Origin of the sequence: Acidisphaera rubrifaciens HS-AP3 (assembly GCF_000964365.1) — a bacterium.
In the GTDB taxonomy this organism is placed as follows: Bacteria; Pseudomonadota; Alphaproteobacteria; order Acetobacterales; family Acetobacteraceae; genus Acidisphaera; species Acidisphaera rubrifaciens.
Genome location: NZ_BANB01000127.1, coordinates 1 through 1,394, shown reverse-complemented (window position 1 = coordinate 1,394; position 1,394 = coordinate 1). Strand labels below are relative to the sequence as shown.

Sequence of the window (1,394 nt, the reverse complement as noted above, 5' to 3'; positions counted from 1 at the left end):
GGCACCCGCCGGCTCAGGCGTAGAGGCCGCGCGCGAGGTCGGCGGCGGCGGCCGGGGCGTGCGCGCCCAGCGGGTTGTCCGGGCCGCCGATCACGCGGTCGATGACGAAGAGCGGCCGCCGCTTCGCCTCCAGGTAGAGGCGGCCGAGATATTCGCCGAACACGCCGAGGACGAGCAGCTGCGCGCTGCCGATCACCAGCATGATCGTCGTCATGCTGGTCCAGCCGCTGACCACCCGCCCGGTCGCCCAGCTGCCGATCGTGTAGGCGAGCAGCAGCACGCTGCCGGCGGCGAGCAGCACGCCGAGGGCGGCGGCGAGGCGCAGCGGCACGATGGAGAACCCGGTCACCGCGTCGAGGGCGAAGCGCAGCATCTTCCACGGCGGATAGGAGCTGTCGCCCGCCGCGCGCGGCGCGCGGTCATAGGCGATCGGCTCCTGCCGCAGGCCGATCCAGGCGACCATGCCGCGGATGAAGCGGAACTGTTCGGGCATGGCGTTGAGCACGTCGAGGGCGCGGCGGCTGATGAGGCGGAAATCGCCGGCATCGGCCGGGATGTCGACGTCCACGAGGCGGCGCAGCAGGCGGTAGAACAGGTGCGCGGTGCCGCGCTTGAACGCCGTCTCCCCGGCGCGGGAGCGGCGCTGGCCGAACACCACGTCCACGCCGTCGTCCATGCGCGCCATCATCGGGCCGAGCAGCTCGGGCGGGTCCTGCAGGTCGGCGTCGATGATCAGCACGCGCCCGCCGCGACAGAGCGTCAGCCCGGCGGTGAGCGCCAGCTGGTGCCCGTGGTTGCGGGCGAGACGGACGCCGGTGACGCGCGGATCGGCGGCGGCGAGGGTCGCGATCACCTGCCACGTCGCGTCGCGCGAGCCGTCGTCCACCAGGATCAGCTCGTATGCGTCGCCCACGGCGGCGCGTGCGGCCTCCGTCGCGCGGCGGTGGAAACCGGGCAGCACCGCCGCCTCGTTGTGGCAGGGGGCGACGATGGAGAGCAGCGGCGTGGGTCGTGTCTCTAGCACGCGGGCGGAACCTCGTCGGGCGCCGGATCTGGTGGCTGGGAGCGCGCATAGTAGCGCAATGGTAGACTTCTAATCAATGAATACACGCAATACGGGCAAAAGCACCAGCGCCTCAGACGGCGCATGACGTTGTGAATACAAGCCGCTGATTCACTTGGGAGTCTTACCGACTCGGCAACGCAGGACGCAAATCCTCTTGCCGGCGGCGGTGTTCGCTTTATGTTCCTATCATGCCGCCGCCCGCTCCCGCCCCGCCCGCTCCCGCCCCATCCATGCTCGACCCGCTCACGCTCGACCAGCTGCGCGCGCGTATCCGCGCGGTGGGCATGCCGGATCGGGCGGGCGCGGGGGTGCTGCCGCTCGGTCCCGC

The 1,394-nt window shown here is 71.5% G+C and carries 1 protein-coding gene; it reads right to left on the bottom strand.

Features of this window, described 5'->3' with window-relative positions:
- Positions 1–13 precede the first annotated feature (13 nt).
- On the bottom strand, positions 14–1,024 hold the full coding sequence (locus B8460_RS04835; RefSeq protein ID WP_048860448.1) for a glycosyltransferase family 2 protein: 1,011 nt from the start codon (positions 1,022–1,024) through the stop codon (positions 14–16).
- Positions 1,025–1,394: the final 370 nt, after the last annotated feature.